Here is a 17,847-nt window from a genome sequence, read left to right on the forward strand (position 1 = left end):
GTACCCGTGCTGTCTGCCACCGGCCCCACCGCCATGGGCCGCCCAGTGGGCCCGCGCCTGGCAGCCCGCTTTGCCCGCGCCATCCTCGAACTGGGTGGCAACAACGCCGCCATCGTGGCCCCCTCAGCCGATCTGGACCTGGCCCTGCGCGGCATTGCCTTTGCGGCCATGGGCACGGCAGGCCAGCGCTGCACCACGCTGCGCCGCCTGTTTGTGCACGAAAGCGTTTACGACCAGCTCGTGCCCCAGCTCATCAAGGTCTACGGCAACGTGCAGGTGGGCGACCCGCGCACCGAAGGCACGCTGGTGGGCCCGCTGATCGACCGCATGGCGTTTGACGGCATGCAAAAGGCGCTGGAGCAAAGCCGTGCGCTGGGTGCCAAGGTGCACGGCGGCGCCCGCGTGGAAGGCCTGGGCGGCAGCGATGCCTACTACGTGCGCCCCGCGCTGGTAGAGCTGCAAAAGCACGAAGGCCCCGCGCTGCACGAAACCTTTGCCCCCGTCCTGTACGTCACCCGCTACAGCACGTTAGACGAAGCCATTGCCATGAACAACGCGGTGGGGGCGGGCCTCTCGTCGTCCATCTTCACGCTGAACATGCGCGAGGCAGAGCAGTTCATGTCTGCCTCGGGCTCTGACTGCGGCATTGCCAACGTGAACATCGGCCCCAGCGGTGCTGAGATTGGCGGTGCGTTTGGCGGTGAGAAGGAAACCGGTGGCGGCCGCGAGGCTGGGTCTGACAGCTGGAAGGCCTACATGCGCCGCGCCACCAATACGGTGAACTATTCAAGCGCGCTTCCGCTGGCACAAGGCGTCAAGTTCGACGTTTAAGCCGCATTCCAGAGCCACTTTTTTCGCCAGCCATCATGTCTGCACTCCAAAGCGGGCCCATCGTCATCATCGGCGGTGGCGTCATTGGCAGCGCCATTGCCTACTTTCTCACCCTGCAGCAGCCGGGCTGCGAGGTGGTGGTGGTTGAGCGCGACCCGACCTATGCGCGGGCCTCGTCGGCCCTGTCAGCCAGCTCTATCCGCCAGCAGTTTTCTACCGACATCAACATCCAGATATCGGCCTACGGCATTGGTTTCTTGCGCAACGTGGGCACGCTCTTGGCTTGCCATGGCGACGCGCCCGACATCGGTCTGCATGAAGGCGGCTACCTGTACCTGGCCACCCAGGCGGGCGAGGCCACGCTGCGCGAGAACCACGCGCTGCAAAAACAGCATGGTGCCGACGTGGCGCTGCTGAGCCCGCAGCAACTGTCCGAGCGCTTTTCCTGGCTGGCTCTGCAGGATGTGGTGCTGGGCTCGCTGGGCCTGTCGGGCGAAGGCTGGTTCGATGGCTACCTGCTGCTTGCGGCGCTGCGCAAAAAGGCACAAAGCCAGGGCGTGCGCTATGTGGTCGATGAGGCTGTGGGGTTCGATACAGCGAGCAGCGACGGCGTGCTGCACGTCAACGCGGTGCACCTGCAAATCGGCGCTGTGCTGCCCTGCCGCTATGCAGTGAACGCCGGTGGCCCGTGGGCTGCGGCCATTGCGGGCTGGGCGGGTATCGATTTGCCCGTGGTGGGCAAGCGCCGCACGGTGTTCAACCTGGCCAGCCCCGCCGCGCTGCCGGGTTGCCCCCTGCTCATCGACACCAGCGGCATCTGGCTGCGGCCCGAGGGAAAGGGCTTCATCTGCGGCTTTGCGCCCGATGCGGACAACGACGCCGACTTTGCCCCGCTGGAGCCCGAGTACGCAGCGTTCGAGGACCACATCTGGCCCACGCTGGCCGAGCGCATCCCCGGCTTTGAGGCGCTGCGCATGCAGGGTGCCTGGGCGGGCTATTACGAGATGAACACCTTCGATCACAACGCCATCGTGGGCCTGCACCCGGCGTGCGACAACCTGGTGTTTGCCAACGGCTTTTCGGGTCACGGGCTGCAGCAGTGCCCTGCCGTGGGCCGAGGCGTGGCCGAGCTGTTGCTTACGGGCAGCTACCAAAGCCTGGACCTGTCGCCGCTGTCCATCGAGCGCATTGCACGCAACGCACCGCTGCTCGAAAGGAACGTGATTTGAAAGCGGCCGTTGAAGTTTGTTGACCCATTTGTCCGTCTGTCTGTGCCCAACGATAAGCCCCCGGAGACTTACCAGCAATGAACGCTCCCATCCCCGCCACGGCTTTTCGCGCGGCCGACCGCCTGGGCGCCATCGGCGTCTCGGAAATCGTGCGCCTGACGCAAGAGGCCAACCAGCTCAAGCGCCAGGGCCAGCCTGTCATCGTGCTGGGCCTGGGCGAGCCCGACTTCGATACGCCAGCGCACATCCTCGAAGCCGCGCAGCAGGCCATGGCGCGGGGGGAGACGCACTACACGGTGCTGGATGGCACGGCCGAGCTGAAAGCCGCCATCCAGCACAAGTTCAAGCACGACAACGGGCTGGACTTTCAGCTCAACGAAATCACCGCCGGGGCCGGGGCCAAGCAAATCCTCTACAACGCGCTGATGGCGTCGGTGAATCCGGGTGACGAAGTGATCCTGCCCGCACCGTACTGGACTTCGTACGCCGACATGGTGCTGATTGCGGGTGGGGTGCCCGTGGTGGTGCCCTGCACCGAGGCCAACGGCTTTCGCATCACGCCCGAGCAGCTGGAGGCGTCCATCACGCCGCGCACGCGCTGGGTGTTTATCAACTCGCCCTCCAACCCCAGCGGCGCGGCTTACAGCGCTGAGCAACTACGCCCGGTGCTGGAAGTGGTGGAGCGCCACCCGCAGGTGTGGCTGCTGGCGGACGACATCTACGAACACATCCTGTACGACGGCCGTGCGTTTGCCACGCCCGCCGCTGTGTTGCCGTCACTGCGCGATCGCACGCTGACGGTGAACGGTGTCTCCAAGGCCTATGCCATGACAGGCTGGCGCCTGGGCTACGGAGCAGGCCCCAAGGCGCTGATCGCTGCCATGGCCGTGGTGCAGAGCCAGGCCACATCCTGCCCGTCGTCCATCAGCCAGGCGGCGGCCGTGGCGGCACTGACCGGGCCGCAAGACGTGGTGCGCGAGCGCTGCCAAGCCTTTCAGGACCGGCGCGATCTGGTCGTGGCCGCACTCAATGCCTCGCCTGGCCTGCGTTGCCGTGTGCCCGAAGGTGCGTTCTACACCTTTGCCAGCTGCGAAGGCGTGCTGGGCCGCACCACGCCGGGCGGCATGCTGCTGTGCACCGATGCCGACTTTTGCGCCTACCTGTTGCGCGAGCACCATGTGGCTGTGGTGCCCGGTGGCGTGCTGGGGCTGGCGCCGTACTTCCGCATTTCGTACGCCGCATCTACCGCCGATTTGCAAGAGGCTTGTGCGCGCATCCAGCGCGCCTGCCAGGCGCTGTTCTGATTTCCACTTATTGATTCGTCACTGCAGACATGAACACGACTTCCCTCACCCCCCGCACCGGCGGCCAGATCCTGGTGCAGCAGCTCATCACCCATGGCGTGAAGCAGCTCTTTTGCGTGCCCGGCGAAAGTTATCTGGCGGTGCTCGATGCGCTGCACGATGCCAACATTGCCGTCACCGTGTGTCGTCAGGAAGGCGGCGCAGCCATGATGGCCGAGGCGCAGGGCAAGCTCACCGGCCAGCCCGGCATCTGCTTTGTGACGCGCGGGCCCGGTGCCACCAATGCGTCGGCCGGTGTGCACATTGCGCACCAGGACTCGACGCCCATGATCCTGTTCGTGGGCCAGGTGGCCCGCAACGCCATGGGGCGTGAGGCATTTCAGGAACTGGACTACAGCGCCGTGTTCGGCACCATGGCCAAGTGGGTGGTGCAGATAGACGACCCGGCTCGCGTGCCCGAGCTGATCTCGCGCGCCTTCCACGTTGCCACCTCGGGCCGCCCTGGCCCCGTGGTGGTGGCGCTGCCCGAAGACATGCTGACCGAGGCCGCCACGGTGGCCGATGCGCTGCCCTACCAGATGACAGAAACGCACCCCGGCGCCGCGCAGATGGTCGAGCTGGCGCAGCGTCTGCAAGCCGCCCAAAGCCCCGTGGCCATCCTGGGCGGCAGCCGCTGGTCTGAGCAGGCGGTGCGTGAGTTCACCGCGTTTGCCGAAGCCTGGTCCATTCCTGTGTACTGCTCGTTCCGCCGCCAGATGCTGTTCCCGGCCACGCACGCTTGCTACGGCGGCGACCTGGGCCTGGGCGTCAACCCCAAGCTGCTGGCTCGCATCAAGGCGTCGGACTTGGTGTTAGTGGTGGGCGGGCGGCTGTCTGAAGTGCCCTCGCAAGGCTATGAGTTGTTCAACATCCCCACCCCTGCACAGCCGCTGGTGCATGTGCATGCCGATGCGGATGAGCTGGGCAAGCTCTACCGCCCGACACAGGCCATCCACGCCACGCCCCAGGCGTTTGCTGCTGCGCTCAATATGGTGCGCCCCACGGCGGCTGTGCCATGGAAGACCCACACAGAAGCTGCCCATGCCGAATACTTGGCCTGGAGCGACACGGCACCCATTCGCATCCCTGGCAATCTGCAAATGGGCCAGGTGATGCAGCACCTGAAGGAGGTGCTGCCCGCCGACACCATCTTCTGCAACGGCGCGGGCAACTTTGCCACCTGGATTCACCGCTTCTGGCCTTTCACCCACTACGCGAGCCAGCTGGCACCCACCAGTGGGTCGATGGGCTACGGCCTGCCCGCAGGCGTGGGCGGCAAGCGTCTTTGGCCGCAACGCGAGGTGGTGATCTTTGCGGGCGATGGTGACTTTCTGATGCACGGCCAGGAATTTGCGACCGCCGTGCAGTACGGCTTGCCCATCATCGTGGTGATCCTGGACAACGCCATGTACGGCACCATCCGCATGCATCAGGAGCGCGAGTACCCCGGCCGCATCAGCGCCACGCAGCTCAGGAACCCCGACTTCAAGGCCTATGCCCAGGCCTTTGGCGGCCACGGCGAGCGCGTGGAGCGCACCGAAGACTTTGCCCCCGCATTGGCCCGCGCCCGCGCCAGCGGCCTGCCCAGCGTGCTGCACTGCCTGATCGACCCTGAGGCCATCACGCCTACGGGCACGTTGCAGGGCATTCGCAGCGCAGCGCTGGCCAGGAAGTAAAGCGTTGCGCCTGCTCAGGCGGTGCCGGGGTACGGCCTGATTAGCCGAAGGCTGGTATCTGCCGCGTTCGCAGGCTGCGCACTGGTCTTGATGCGCCTGCCTCAGAGCAGGAGTTGTTGGCGGTGTCAGAGCCCGGCGCAAGGGGCAGCGTTCCTTTGTCCTATTGATCGGGCCCCATAAAGATTGAACTTTCTGCTGATTTTCGCGTTCGAAGCAGCATGGACAAAGAAGACGCGAGATACCAAACCCTGGAGCAGCTTCACGAGCGGCGCAAGCAAGTCATCCGACTGCACAAACGGGGCATCAAAGTCATGGAACTGGTGCAGATGTCGGGCTTGAGCTACCCGGCTGTGCGCAAGGTGCTTGATCTGTTCGAGCAAGGCGGCTGGCCAGCCATCAAACCAGCCGGTCGTGGTCGCACGAAAGGCGATGCCCGATTGCTCACGCCCGAGCAAGAAGTCCACATCCAAAAGACCATCTGCGACAAACGTCCCGAGCAATTGAAGATGGACTTCTTCCTGTGGAGTCGCGCCGCCGTGATGCAGCTTATCGAACAGGAATGTGGCTTGAAATTGGGTGTGCGCACCGTGGGCAAATACCTGGCACGCTGGGGTTTCACCCCACAAAAGCCCATCAAGAAGGCATACGAACAACGCCCCGAAGCCGTCAAGGCCTGGCTAGATGAACACTACCCGGCCATCGAGGCCAAGGCCAAGGCTGAGGGCGGCGAAATCCACTGGGGCGATGAGACCGCACTGGTCAACACCGATGTACGCGGCAGGAGCTATGCACCAGCAGGTGAGACACCCGTGGCGTTCACGGTGGGCAGCACACGCCAGAAGCTGTCGATGATCGCCACGGTGACCAACCGGGGCAAGGCACGCTGGATGATCATTGACGAGGCCTTCAACAGCGACAAGTTGATTGAGTTCCTGGAGGCCTTGATCAAGGACGCGGGCAAGAAGGTGTTCCTGATCCTTGACAACCTGCGTGTACATCACAGCAAACCGGTCAAGGCGTGGCTGGCAGAGAGAAAGGAACAGATCGAGGTGTTCTACCTGCCCAGCTACAGCCCGGAACTCAACCCAGAAGAGCGTTTGAACGCCGACCTCAAGCAGGCCATGGGCAAGCGGGTCCCGGTCAGAACAAAGGCAAAACTGCGCGATGCGGCCAACGAACACATGGCCATGCTGGAGAAGTCACCCGAGCGGGTGATGAGCTACTTTCAGGATCCCCGCGTCAAATATGCCGCCGCTTGAGACTTCATGGGGCCGGAGCAATAATGGCGGGATGACCACGCACAATACAGGGTGTGGCCGTTACCGAGACTGATCCAACCGACCCTGCGTCGCCAAATTCGCCTGCTCGCGCCAGCAAGCAGCGCCGCATTGCACACCTGGACATGGATGCGTTCTACGCTTCTGTGGAGCTGCTGCGCTACCCCCAGCTCAAGGGCTTGCCAGTGGTGATTGGTGGTGGCAGGCGCAAGGTGGACGATGCCTTGTTGCAGCACCCCGATGGCTCAGGGCCGCGGGAGCCTTGCTTCATTCCTGTGTCGGAATTTCCCTTGCTCAAGGACTACGTGGGCCGGGGCGTGATTACCACGGCCACCTACCCAGCACGGCAGTTTGGGGTGGGCTCGGCCATGGGCATGATGAAAGCGGCCAAGCTGTGCCCGCAGGCCATTGTGCTGCCGGTGGATTTTGAAGAGGTGCGCAAGTATTCGCGCATGTTCAAAAACGCCATCACCGAGATCGCCCCTGTGATGCAGGACCGGGGGGTGGACGAGGTTTACATCGACTTCACCGACGTGCCCGGCGGCCAGCGCGAAGGGGGGCGGGTGCTGGCGCGGCTCATCCAGAAGAGCATTTTTGAAAAGACGGGGCTGACTTGCTCCATCGGTGTGGCACCGAACCGGCTGCTGGCCAAGATGGCGAGTGAGTTCAACAAGCCCAACGGCATCTCCATCGTTTACGAGGAAGACTTGCAGAGCACGATCTGGCCGCTGCATGTGCGCAAGATCAATGGCATTGGCCCCAAGGCGGGCGAAAAGCTGGCACGGCTGGGCATTGAAACCATTGGGCAACTGGCCGCGCAGGATGAGCGCTGGCTCATCAGCCACTTTGGAAAATCCACCGGCGCCTGGATGCACCGCGCGGCCTGGGGCCGAGATGACAGCCCGGTGGTGACCGAGAGCGAGCCGGTGAGCATGAGCCGCGAAACCACGTTTGATCGCGATCTGCACGCCGTACTCGATAAAGCCGAGTTGTCCCGCATCTTCACAGACCTGTGCGTGCGCGTGGCGCAGGATTTGCAGCGCAAGGGGTATGTGGGCAAGACGATTGGCATCAAGCTGCGTTACGAAGATTTCAAGACCGCCACACGGGACCACACGCTGCCTTTGCCCACCAACGATGCGGCTGTCATCCGGCGCACGGCTGGCTTGTGTCTCAAGCGCGTGCCCCTGGACAAGCGGCTGCGGCTGCTGGGGGTGCGGGTGGGCACACTACAGCCAGCCGATGCGCTCACCCCGCCGCCAGAGAGCGCGTCGGGGCTGCAGTCTTCATCGCGCAAAGCCCGTCACGCGGACCTCCACACAGTACCCCTCTTCTAAAGTGCGAAAATAATGTCAACTGTGCCGTTGGGTGGTTAAACTTGATTAGTATCAATTCGTAACGCGTGGGTCCTGGCGGGGCATTCCTCCGTCTGGATGCATGCGCAAAAAGGGTGAGCTTCAGCGATGGGTGCGAGTCCGCCCGTTGCCAACGTCCAGCCACCCAACCCAAGGGAAAACCGCATGCGCACCAACCTGCCAGTCACGCAACAAAACTACGATTACCCGGGTGAAGAGTTGTTGGTCTCCAGTACCAACACCAAGGGCGAAATTACGCACTGCAACCAGGCTTTCGTTCGCGTGAGCGGCTATGGCGTGGAAGAGTTGATCGGGCAGCCCCACAACATCATTCGCCACCCCGACATGCCGGCCGAGGCCTACCGTGACATGTGGCGCACCATTGGGCGGGGCGAGCCCTGGACGGGGCTGGTGAAGAACCGCCGCAAAAATGGTGACCACTACTGGGTCCGTGCCAACGTCACGCCCATCATGGAAGGCGGCAAGCCGCGTGGCTACATGTCGGTGCGCACCAAGCCCAGCGCGCAGGAATGTGCGGCCGCTGAAGCGCTTTACGCACAAATGCGGGCGGAGGCGGCTGCCGGGCGCGCCAGCCTGCAATTGCAAGCCGGCGTGCTTCAGCGCACGGGCTGGCGCGGCATGGTGCAGCGCGTGGCGCAGTTGACGCTCATGCAGCGCATGGCCTTGATGCTGTTTAGCATGGCGCTGGTGGCCCTGGTGCCCGATGCGCTCGGAATACAGGGCAAGGCGGCTGTGCTGGTGCGCGGAGTGTTGCTTGTGCTGGGCGGCGCGGCAGTGCTGTGGCGTTTTCAGGCGGTGGTGGGGCGCGGCATTGCCGAGGCGAGCCGCTTCGGGGCCGACTTGTCTGGCTGCAACCTCACTTCGACCGTGAGCACAGACTTCCCCCAACCCCTGCAGAGCCTGATGCAGCGCTTGCAACAAACGCAAGTCAACCTGCGGGCCGTGGTGGGCGATGTGCGCACCGGGGTGCGCCACTTCACCGAAGCGGCTGCGGAAATCGCACAGGGCAGCCACGACCTGTCTGCACGCACTGAGTCGCAGGCCAGCAGCCTGGAGTAAACCGCCGCATCGATGGAGCAGCTGGCCAGCACCGTGCGGCAGACGGCTGACACTGCCGCCAAGGTGTCTCAGGAAAGTGAGCGGGGCAGCCAGGTGGCGGCCAGCGGCGGCCGGGCCGTCCAGGAGCTGGGTGCTGCCATGCGCGAGATGCAGCAGTCCTCGGCCAAGATCAATGAAATCGTCGGGTTGATTGAAGGCATCGCCTTCCAGACCAATCTGCTGGCGCTCAACGCTGCGGTAGAGGCCGCGCGCGCCGGTGAACAGGGGCGAGGCTTTGCCGTGGTGGCGGGCGAGGTGCGTGCCCTGGCCCAGCGCAGCGCGGGCGCTGCCAAGGAAATCAGCGCCTTGGTCAATGCCACCGTCAACCAGATTGCCAGCGGCGCCAGGCAGATGGACCACACGGGCGCCACCATCGGCAGCGTGGTGGATGCCGTGCGGCGCGTGAGTTCTTTGGTGCAGCAAATCAGTGCAGCCACCAAGGAGCAGTCGATTGGCATCGCACAGGTGAACGAGGCCGTCACCCAGCTGGACACCGTGACCCAGCAAAACGCTGCGCTGGTGGAGGAGTCCACCGCTTCTGCCCAGGACCTCAAAAGCAGCGCCCATTCGCTGGGGCTGTCGGTGGATGTTTTTAAGATGCCTTGATTCCGAATCTTTAGCGGATTGTTGCCAGCTAGCGCAAAGCCCTGTTGATGGTAAGGCCTTTCCGCCGCGCGATGTTTTCTTCGCGCAACGTTGGCGTGGCGGTCGGTTGATGTAGGTCAAATGCCTGGTGACGGAGGTCAAATCCGTCATGCGGGTACGGGTGTTCTCTGGCACCTTGGCGGGTTGTTGCATCTGCTAACAAACCCGGTTGGCGGGGCATTTTTTGACCTCGCCCACCATGCGTACCAACCTGCCTGTCTCTCACAAAGAGTATTTTTTCCCCGAGTCCCAATTGCTGGTGTCCACCACCGATGCGCGCGGACACATCACCCATTGCAACACAGCGTTTGCGGAGGTGAGTGGCTACAGCTACGACGAGCTGATGGGCCAGCCGCACAACCTGATTCGTCACCCTGACATGCCGCCGGAGGCGTTCAAGGACATGTGGGCCACGATTGGGCGCGGTCGGCCCTGGTCGGGCATCGTGAAAAACCGCCGCGCCAATGGCGACCACTACTGGGTGGAGGCGAACGTCACGCCCATCCTCGACAACGGCAAGCCCGTGGGCTACATGTCGGTGCGCTTTCGGCCCACCCGCGAACAAGTGGCTGCGGCCGAAGAGCTGTACGCCAAGGTGGCGCAGGAGCGTGCCAGCGGCCACCACACCTTCAAGCTGCACGCGGGCCGGGTGCGCCCCCTGGGCTGGCGCGACGCCTTCGGGCCGCTGCACCGGCTGTCCCTCACCCAGCGGCTGGCATTGGGCCTGGCGGGCGTATTGGCCGCAGGGGCGGCGCCTGCGGCAATGGGCATGACGGGGTGGGCCGCCATGGCGGCGCAGTGGGGTTGCTCTGCCGTGGCTGCAGGGGGCTTGCTGGCCTGGTTCTACCGCAGCGTGGCCTGCGTGATCAACCAGGTGGATGATTTTTCCGCTGCGCTGGCGGCGTGCAACCTCAAGTCCACCATGATCAAGCCCCACCCGCATGTGCTGGCGTCTTTGGTGCGCAACGTATGGCAGGTGCAGGTCAATTTGCGCGCTGTGATTGGTGATGTGCGCGCGGAGGTGGGCGTGTTCTCGCAGGCCACGGCACGCATCTCGGCCAGCGCGCAAGACCTGGCCGCCCGCACCGAAGACCAGGCCAGCAGCCTGCAGGAAACCGCTGCCTCGATGGAGCAACTGGCCAGCACCGTGCAGCAGACCGCCGATGCCGCCCGCCAGATTGCCGCGCAGAGCCAGCAAAGCAGCGACATTGCCCAACAAGGCAGCACCGCAGTCGGCAGCGCCAATGCGTCCATGCAAGCCATCGAGGCCTCGTCGCGCCGCATGGCAGACATCATTGGCATCATCGAAGGCATTGCCTTCCAGACCAACATCCTGGCCCTGAATGCTGCGGTGGAAGCCGCGCGTGCGGGTGAGCAGGGGCGGGGGTTTGCCGTGGTGGCTTCGGAGGTGCGCGAGCTGGCCCAGCGCAGTGCGCAGGCGGCCCGCGAAATTCACCAGCTCATCAGCGAATCGTCCGAACAGGTGAGCAGCGGCGCGGGCTATGCCGCACAAGCGCAGGCCACCATTGCGAGCGTGGAGCGGTCGGTGAAGCAGGTCACCAGCCTGATGTCGCAGATCACCAGCGCCACGGGCGAGCAGTCTGTCGGCATTGGCCAGGTCAACGATGCGGTGAACCGGCTCGACGGTGTGACACAGCAAAACGCCGACATGGTGGAGCAGACCGCTGGAGAGGTCCGGGTGCTGAGTGAGCGCACCAAGACCTTGTCGCGCGCGGTAAAGGTCTTTCACATGGACACCTGAGGGCCAGGCTGGCGGCCTTGATGCTGCCGGGATGGCGCTCTTTCCTGACGGCACCGTGTGTACAGGCCGCTGGAAAGCGCCTACTGCCGCGCGGTGCGTACGTTGGCGGGCAACGCTTGCGGGTGGCTGGTGCGCAGAGGGTTGATGTCCAGACCGCCGCGGCGCGTGTAGCGGGCGTACACCATCAGCTTGATGGGTTTGCAGTGCGTCCACACATCCATGAAGATGCGTTCCACACACTGCTCATGGAATTCGTTGTGGTTGCGAAAGCTCACGATGTACTGCAGCAGCCCTTCCTGGTCGATCTGGGGGCCGGTGTAGCGAATCTGCACGCTGCCCCAGTCGGGTTGGCCGGTGACAAGGCAATTGCTCTTGAGCAGGTTGCTGGTCAGCACCTCGGTCACCGGGGTTTCGTCAAACTGGGCTTTGAGCAGATCGGGCGCAGGTTGGTAGCGGGTGCATTCCACGTCCAGGCGGTCCAGGCTCAGGCCGTCCAGTTCGTGCACGGGTTCCTGGTCAAACAGCTCGGGTGCAATCAACTTGACCCCCACCGTGGCGGGGTGGGGCGCGCCGCGCCACACGGCTTCGCTGATGTCGGCACGCAGGCGGGCCTGCACCTCGCTGGCATCGCCAAAGCGGGTGTTGTTGAAGCTGTTGAGGTAGAGCTTGAACGACTTGCTCTCAACGATGTTGGGCGACTCGCATGGGATGGTGAAGTGCACCAGCGCCACTTGGGGTTTGCCCCGCAGGTTGAGCCACGACACCTCGAACGCCGTCCACAGGTCGGCCCCGAAGAAGGGTGGGGCATCGGCAATGCCGATCTCGGCCCGCTTGCCTGCGCGTGGGATGGGAAAGAGCAGCGTCGGGTCGTACTGGTCGGTGTAGGTCGAGGCTTTGCCCAGCTGGGATTGTTCGGGAGTATTGGTCATTTGCTATAAAAATAATAGCTGCTAGCGCTTTTGCATAAAGCGCTGGAGCATGATTTGATGCTTATTTGAACTCGCGCTCACGCAGCCACTTGGTGGCGATCCACTTCTCGCCCGCAATCACCGGTGCGCCACCGTGCAGCGTCTGGGTGGAGGGGTGCGGGCGCTCGTAGCTGAAGAACACCGCATTGCCGCGCTGGGGCGCCACTTCGAGGAACACATCAGGGAAGGTGGTACCGCCGCCTTTTTCGGGGGTGTTAAGGTACATCACCAGCGTGCCCACGCGCTGCCCGCCGCGCTTGACGATGGTGGGCGTGCCGGGTTCGTGGGGGTCAAAGTAGTCGTAATGCGGCTTGTATTCGGCGCCAGGGCGGTAGTGCAGCACCTGCAGGCCTTCGCCGTTTTCAATGGGCCATTGCAGCAGCTTGGCAATGCGCTCTTCAATGGTCTGAACCAAAGCGCTTTCGCCGCGCTGGAAGAACATGCCGTCGCTGGTGCGGTCGTCGTTCACTTCTTCGCCGCCGGTCTGCGTGGCCACGGTGAGCGAACGGGCCATGCGCGGGCGTGCGGCGGCAATCAGGGCATCGCATTCCTCGGGCGAGAGGAAGTTGCCAAACACCACCACGCGGGGTTTGGCCAGTTGCATCAGCACCTGCACCTGGCGGTCGCCTGCGTTCAGCAGGGCGGGGGAATCGCCCAGCAAAGGCTCGGGCACTGGCACGGCGCTGGGTTGGCCCTTTTGCACGGCCAGCTCGTTCAGGTGCTCCTGCAGCGTGGTCTCCATGGCGTCGGCGGCCACGTCTTCGTCCCAGCCCGCATCGCGCATGGATTGCAGCACTACCGGGGCCGAAAAGCCCGCCTGGGCTTGCTCGATGATCCAGCGGCGCAGCTCTGGCGTGATGGACTGGGCGGAAGGCTTGCGGGTGCTGGTGGCGCTTTGCTGGGTGGGAGACAGGGCCATGTTCAAAACCTCAAACGTGTGCAGGTGTGGACAGAGGGGAAGACATCAGTCGGGCTTGCGCCGGAATACCAGGCGCTCGGGCTCGGATGCTAGCTTGTCATACGCATAGCCTTCCAGATCAAAGCCTTCGAGCTGGTGCGGCGTGGTGACCCGGTGAGTGATGGCATAGCGCGCCATCAGCCCCCGCGCGCGCTTGGCGTGGAAGCTGATGATCTTGTAGGCGCCACCTTTCCAGTCTTCAAACACGCATTCAATGACACGCGCCTTGAGGGCCTTGCGGTCTACCGCCTTGAAGTATTCCTGCGAGGCCAGGTTCACGATCACGGGCGTGGTGTCTGAGCGCAGCTGGGTGTTGAGGTACTCGGCAATCTGGCTTCCCCAGTACTGGTACAGGGTGTTGCCCGCCGTGGTGGCCAGGCGCGTGCCCATTTCCAGGCGGTAGGGCTGCATGCGGTCCAGCGGCCGCAGCACGCCATACAGGCCGCTCAAAATGGCGATGTGGCGCTGGGCCCAGTCCAGGTCTTCTGCGCTCAGGCTGCGGGCCTGCAGGCCCTCGTACACATCACCATTGAAGGCCAGCACCGCCTGGCGCGAGTTGCTGGCGGTGAATTGCGGCTTCCAGACCTGGTAACGGGCCACGTTCAGCGCCGCCAGGGTGTCGCTCAAGGCCATGAGGGAGGCAATCTCCTGCACAGACTTCTCGCGCAGCACCTCAATCAAGGCGGTGGACTGGGGCACAAACTGCGGCCGGGTGTGCGGCACGCTCTCTGGCACAGGGGTGTCGTAATCCAGCGATTTGGCGGGGGACAGCAGAAACAGCATGGGGTTTTCAATTGGAAAAGCGGCGGGGTTGCGCGGTGGCGTTGAACACTCGTCAGCGCACCGCGCAGGGCGGCTCTATTTTGAGCGATGCACTCAGGCACTGCCCCTGGGTGCACCAGAGGCCCTGACCATCAATGCGAATTGCCACCATGGTCAGCACGTGCGGTTCAGTGCAAGGCACTTGGTTGGCCAAGGGTGTGTTCGCGCCACCCATAAAGCACAAAGGCGGCCCTGGCCGCCTTTGTGGATGGCCCCAGCGGGGCACACGCTCACTTCTGCTGTCAGGCAGAAGGTGTCTGCTCAAAAGGCAGCGTCATAGCGGCCAGGTCGCGGCGGGTTTCCACCAGCACCAGCGGGCCTTCGTCCAGCACCACCACCGGGGGGCGTTCGCGTGGCACGTGCACGGGCTTGGGTTCTGCCGCAATCGCGGCTTGCACGGCAGCGATCTTCTCGCTGTCGGAATTCACCCACTGCAGGCCAGAGGCCGCGGCCACTGCCTGCAGGGCTTCCACCGGCAGTGTGAAGGGTTGCACGCGGGGCATGCCTGCGGGTGCAGCTTCAGGGGCTGCCGCGACAGGCTTTGCCACCGGAGCCGCCACCACGGGGGCGGGCTGCGCCACAGGTTGTGCCGCCACGGGCGCCTCAACCGGTGCTGCCACCGGTGCTGCCACCGGTGCGGGCGCCTGCTCGGCTGCGGCAACAGCTACCGGTGCCTGGGCTTCTGCGGCGGGCGCTGCAAAGTAGCTGCGGCGTGGGGCTTCGTCCTGTACCACCTCGGCTGCTGGCGCAGCGACTGCGTTGTCTTGCGGTGCCACGTCTGCGTTGGTGTCGGCGCCCTCGCGTGGAGCACGTTCGCCACGCTCGCGTCGGTCGCGGCCGTAACGGTCGCGTGAACGTCGTTCACGGCGCTCTTCGGTGGCAGGTGCGGCCGTTTGCACCGTGACTTCGTTACCGGTCAGGTCCAGATCGGGCAGCGATGCCATGGGCGATGTGTCTGCAAAGTCCATGGGGGCGGCATTGCGCTCCTGGCCTTCGCCGTTGCGTGGGCTGCGCTCGCGGCGGCCACCTTCGGCGCGCTCACCACGTTCGCCACGTTCACCGCGCTCACGGCGGGGTGCACGCTCACTGCGTGGCTGGGCCGCGCCATTCGCATCTGGTGCGGCGGCGCTCACGTTGGCCAGTGCTTCTGCGGGTGCGGCGTTGGCATCGCCGTTCAGTGCGGCATTGCTGCGGTTTTCGGCGTCGCGGCGGCCACGGCCATTGCGGCCTTCACGCGCCTCACCGTTGCGGTTTTCACCTTCGGGGCGGCGGTCGCCATCGCGGGGTGCGCGCCCTTCAGTGCCGCGTTCGTTGCGGCGGCCACGGCCTTCGCTGGTGCTGCCTGCGGCGTCACGGTTGCCTTCGCGGGCGGGGTCGCGCGCACCATCGCGGGCGCCATCCCGTCCGCCGCGTCGGCCACGTCCTTCACCGCCTCGGCCATCACGGCGGCCATCGCCGCGCGCATTGCCTTCAGCCGGGGCTGCTGGCGCAGGGGCTGCCACGGGGGCTGGAGCCGGTGCCGCGCCAAAGCCGAACAGGCTCTTGAGCCAGGCGAAGAAGCCCTTCTCTTGCGGCACGGGTGCTGGTGCCGGTGCCGGTGCCGGTGCGGGCGCAGGGGTTGCAGCGGCGCCATTGCGGGCACCCTGGCCGCTGCCATTGCGGGTGGGGCGGGCTGCGCCTTCAGGGCGGGGCTCGGCGACGGGGGCGGGTGCGTCCGGCAGCACGCCCTTGATGACCGGAGTCTGCTTGTTGGTGGGCTCCTGCGAACGGCGTGTCACAGCCGTAGGGTCTTCCACGTCTTCGGCCAGCTTGTAGCTTGCGTCGATATGGTCCAGACGCGGGTCGTCGTGCTTCAAGCGCTCCAGCCGGTAGTTGGGGGTTTCCAGCGTCTTGTTGGGCACCATCAGCACGCTCACGCGCTGCTTGAGTTCGATCTTGGCGATCTCGGTGCGCTTTTCGTTGAGCAGGAACGAGGCCACTTCCACCGGCACCTGGCAGTGCACGGCAGCGGTGTTGTCCTTCATCGACTCTTCCTGAATGATCCGCAGGATCTGCAGGGCCGACGATTCGGTGTCGCGGATATGGCCTGCGCCGCCGCAGCGTGGGCATGGGATGGACGAGCCTTCGGACAGCGCAGGCTTGAGGCGCTGGCGGCTCATTTCCATGAGGCCGAACTTGCTGATGGTGCCGAACTGCACGCGGGCGCGGTCCTGGCGCAGCGCGTCGCGCAGGCGGTTTTCCACTTCGCGGCGGTTCTTCGACTCTTCCATGTCGATAAAGTCGATCACGATCAGGCCGCCCAGGTCGCGCAGGCGCATCTGGCGGGCCACTTCGTCGGCAGCTTCCAGGTTGGTGCGCGTGGCGGTTTCCTCGATGTCACCGCCCTTGATGGCGCGGGCCGAGTTCACGTCTACGGACACCAGTGCTTCGGTGTGGTCGATCACGATGGCGCCGCCCGAGGGCAGTTGCACGGTGCGGGCATAGGCCGATTCGATCTGGTGCTCGATCTGGAAGCGGCTGAACAGGGCGGCGTCGTCGCGGTAGCGCTTCACGCGGGCGGCATGCTCGGGCATGACGTGCGCCATGAACTGCTGCGCCTGTTCGTAGATGTCGTCGGTATCGATGAGGATGTCACCGATGTCGTTGTTGAAGTAGTCGCGGATCGCGCGGATCACCAGGCTCGATTCCTGGTAAATCAGGAAGGCGCCCTTGCCACCCTTGGCGGCGCCGTCAATGGCGTTCCACAGCTTGAGCAGGTAGTTCAGGTCCCACTGCAGCTCGGGCGCGGTGCGGCCAATGCCGGCGGTGCGCGCGATGATGGACATGCCGTTCGGGTATTCGAGCTGGTCCATCGCTTCTTTGAGCTCGGCGCGGTCCTCGCCCTCGATGCGGCGTGACACGCCACCGCCACGGGGGTTGTTGGGCATCAGCACCACATAGCGACCGGCGAGGCTGATGAAGGTGGTCAGGGCCGCGCCCTTGTTGCCACGCTCTTCCTTTTCGACCTGGACCAGCAGTTCCTGGCCTTCTTTGATGACTTCGTTGATGCGGGCCTGGCTGGGCGAGACGCCGGGGGCGAAGTACTGGCGCGAGATTTCCTTGAACGGCAGGAAGCCGTGGCGGTCTTCGCCGTAGTCCACAAAGCAGGCTTCCAGCGAGGGCTCGACGCGCGTGACGACGGCCTTGTAGATGTTGCCCTTGCGCTGTTCGCGCCCTTCGATTTCGATTTCGTAGTCGAGGAGCTTTTGTCCGTCGACGATGGCCAGGCGGCGTTCTTCGGGCTGCGTGGCGTTGATGAGCATCCGCTTCATGATGCGATTCCTTTTCGTTTTTTTGCGAATGGCAGCGGCGCAGCTCAGTTGCTGCAGCGGGCTGCCACCCACAGTTCCAAACCAATGACAAGCTCTACAGGAGCTGTAAATGCCTGGACTGACGGATCGAAACGAAGGGAATTGCCGGGGATGACTCAGGCTGCCGAGGGTGAGCTCAGCACAGGAGGCAAAGGCGCGTGGATGGGGGCGAGTGGGATTGGCGCAGATTTGCTATGCTTTTGATAGCTGCTTGCGCTTGCTGGTAGGGCGCTGGCGGCAATTGGATGCGCATGGCGGGGGGCAAGAGCCGCCGCCATAAAGTCGCCATCCAAGCCATCAACAACCACATGCTCGCTTTGATCCGCCGGCAGACCTGTCCCTGGTAGGGAGCATCTGCCGGTTTGGGGGATTCCGTATCGGTGTTTCAATTTGTCAGCCCGCCGACTGCCGCCCAGGCCATTGCGAGCATCTGGCCCGCAATCTGCGTGTGCGACACCCGCTGGCATCGACCTGCCTGCGCAAGTAGCAAGGCTGAGTGGACTAAACTCCAG

11 protein-coding genes and 1 pseudogene are annotated in these 17,847 nt (G+C 64.3%); 8 read left to right on the plus strand and 4 right to left on the minus strand.

The window, feature by feature from the left end:
* The 8 genes and pseudogenes from AADJ04_RS05265 to AADJ04_RS05300 all read left to right on the plus strand — a co-directional run.
* Positions 1–831: aldehyde dehydrogenase family protein (locus AADJ04_RS05265; RefSeq protein WP_341238979.1), on the plus strand; the 831-nt coding region annotated here is incomplete at its 5' end.
* 35 nt (positions 832–866) lie between these two features.
* The gene (locus AADJ04_RS05270) at positions 867–2,060 is read left to right on the plus strand and encodes an FAD-dependent oxidoreductase (protein ID WP_341238980.1); all 1,194 of its coding nucleotides are present in this window, start codon (positions 867–869) and stop codon (positions 2,058–2,060) included.
* A gap of 77 nt (positions 2,061–2,137) precedes the next feature.
* Positions 2,138–3,364, plus strand: coding sequence for a pyridoxal phosphate-dependent aminotransferase (locus AADJ04_RS05275; RefSeq protein ID WP_207375279.1), 1,227 nt, complete (start codon positions 2,138–2,140; stop codon positions 3,362–3,364).
* Positions 3,365–3,393: 29 nt separating this feature from the next.
* The gene (locus AADJ04_RS05280; RefSeq protein WP_207375280.1) at positions 3,394–5,079 is read left to right on the plus strand and encodes a thiamine pyrophosphate-binding protein; all 1,686 of its coding nucleotides are present in this window, start codon (positions 3,394–3,396) and stop codon (positions 5,077–5,079) included.
* A 218-nt stretch (positions 5,080–5,297) separates the two neighbouring features.
* Positions 5,298–6,338, plus strand: a complete 1,041-nt coding sequence (locus tag AADJ04_RS05285) for an IS630 family transposase (protein ID WP_044395424.1) — start codon at positions 5,298–5,300, stop codon at positions 6,336–6,338.
* Between the two features lie 143 nt (positions 6,339–6,481).
* Complete coding sequence (locus AADJ04_RS05290) at positions 6,482–7,693, plus strand: DNA polymerase IV (protein WP_341238999.1); 1,212 nt, start codon at positions 6,482–6,484, stop codon at positions 7,691–7,693.
* A gap of 183 nt (positions 7,694–7,876) precedes the next feature.
* Positions 7,877–9,436, plus strand: a pseudogene (locus AADJ04_RS05295) (methyl-accepting chemotaxis protein).
* A 238-nt stretch (positions 9,437–9,674) separates the two neighbouring features.
* Complete coding sequence (locus AADJ04_RS05300; RefSeq protein WP_066789293.1) at positions 9,675–11,237, plus strand: PAS domain-containing methyl-accepting chemotaxis protein; 1,563 nt, start codon at positions 9,675–9,677, stop codon at positions 11,235–11,237.
* An 80-nt stretch (positions 11,238–11,317) separates the two neighbouring features.
* Here the strand turns inward: AADJ04_RS05300 and queF are convergent, their stop codons facing one another.
* The 4 genes from queF to AADJ04_RS05320 form a co-directional block, all read right to left on the minus strand.
* Positions 11,318–12,166 carry an NADPH-dependent 7-cyano-7-deazaguanine reductase QueF gene (gene queF, locus AADJ04_RS05305; protein WP_066789296.1) on the minus strand — a complete coding sequence of 283 codons (849 nt, stop codon included), beginning with the start codon at positions 12,164–12,166 and terminating at the stop codon, positions 11,318–11,320.
* Between the two features lie 61 nt (positions 12,167–12,227).
* A complete protein-coding gene (locus AADJ04_RS05310) occupies positions 12,228–13,124 on the minus strand; it encodes a 2OG-Fe(II) oxygenase (RefSeq protein ID WP_066789299.1) in 897 nt (298 codons plus the stop codon).
* 45 nt (positions 13,125–13,169) lie between these two features.
* Positions 13,170–13,946 (minus strand): peroxide stress protein YaaA, encoded by a 777-nt coding sequence (gene yaaA / locus AADJ04_RS05315; protein ID WP_066789301.1) that lies wholly within the window; start codon positions 13,944–13,946, stop codon positions 13,170–13,172.
* Between the two features lie 281 nt (positions 13,947–14,227).
* The gene (locus AADJ04_RS05320; protein WP_341238981.1) at positions 14,228–17,296 is read right to left on the minus strand and encodes an Rne/Rng family ribonuclease; all 3,069 of its coding nucleotides are present in this window, start codon (positions 17,294–17,296) and stop codon (positions 14,228–14,230) included.
* Positions 17,297–17,847 lie beyond the last annotated feature (551 nt).

The sequence above is a fragment of the uncultured Acidovorax sp. genome (assembly GCF_964021665.1).
Lineage (GTDB): Bacteria > Pseudomonadota > Gammaproteobacteria > Burkholderiales > Burkholderiaceae_C > Acidovorax > Acidovorax temperans.

Bases quoted from the DNA above. Each gene is read 5' to 3' on its own strand.
- yaaA (WP_066789301.1), bottom strand. From the start codon at position 13,946: ATGCTGTTTCTGCTGTCCCCCGCCAAATCGCTGGATTACGACACCCCT.
- queF (WP_066789296.1), bottom strand. From the start codon at position 12,166: ATGACCAATACTCCCGAACAATCCCAGCTGGGCAAAGCCTCGACCTAC.
- AADJ04_RS05285 (WP_044395424.1), top strand. From the start codon at position 5,298: ATGGACAAAGAAGACGCGAGATACCAAACCCTGGAGCAGCTTCACGAG.
- AADJ04_RS05320 (WP_341238981.1), bottom strand. From the start codon at position 17,296: ATGAAGCGGATGCTCATCAACGCCACGCAGCCCGAAGAACGCCGCCTG.
- AADJ04_RS05310 (WP_066789299.1), bottom strand. From the start codon at position 13,124: ATGGCCCTGTCTCCCACCCAGCAAAGCGCCACCAGCACCCGCAAGCCT.
- AADJ04_RS05300 (WP_066789293.1), top strand. From the start codon at position 9,675: ATGCGTACCAACCTGCCTGTCTCTCACAAAGAGTATTTTTTCCCCGAG.
- AADJ04_RS05275 (WP_207375279.1), top strand. From the start codon at position 2,138: ATGAACGCTCCCATCCCCGCCACGGCTTTTCGCGCGGCCGACCGCCTG.
- AADJ04_RS05290 (WP_341238999.1), top strand. From the start codon at position 6,482: ATGGATGCGTTCTACGCTTCTGTGGAGCTGCTGCGCTACCCCCAGCTC.
- AADJ04_RS05280 (WP_207375280.1), top strand. From the start codon at position 3,394: ATGAACACGACTTCCCTCACCCCCCGCACCGGCGGCCAGATCCTGGTG.
- AADJ04_RS05270 (WP_341238980.1), top strand. From the start codon at position 867: ATGTCTGCACTCCAAAGCGGGCCCATCGTCATCATCGGCGGTGGCGTC.